This is a genomic window from Achromobacter sp. Marseille-Q0513, assembly GCF_018195695.1.
In the GTDB taxonomy this organism is placed as follows: domain Bacteria; phylum Pseudomonadota; class Gammaproteobacteria; order Burkholderiales; family Burkholderiaceae_B; genus Achromobacter.
The window spans coordinates 1-327 of sequence record NZ_JAGTJY010000655.1; the positions used below are offsets into that span (position 1 = coordinate 1).

The 327-nt window shown below is 69.7% G+C and carries 1 protein-coding gene; it reads left to right on the forward strand.

The genetic code is table 11. The features are described 5' to 3' along the window. Window positions 1–327: fimbria/pilus outer membrane usher protein (locus tag KDH83_RS32175; RefSeq protein WP_212323275.1), on the forward strand; the 327-nt coding region annotated here is incomplete at both ends.

Sequence of the window (327 nt, forward strand, 5' to 3'; positions counted from 1 at the left end):
CGTCCTCGATCGCGCTGTACATCAACGGGGTGCAGCAGTACTCCAGCAACGTGCCGGCCGGCCCCTTCGTGGTCAACCAGATACCCGGCATCACCGGCGCGGGGCAGGCCACCATCGTCACGCGCGACGCGCTGGGACGCAGCATCGCGACGACGGTGCCCTTGTACGTGGACACGCGGCTGCTGGCGCGCGGCCTGTCCAGCTATTCGGTGGAAGCCGGTTTCGTGCGGCGGCAGTTCAGCGTGCGCTCGTTCGACTACGACCACGCGCCGGCCTTCAGCGCATCGGGCCGCTACGGGCTGGACGACGCGCTGACGCTGGAGGGCC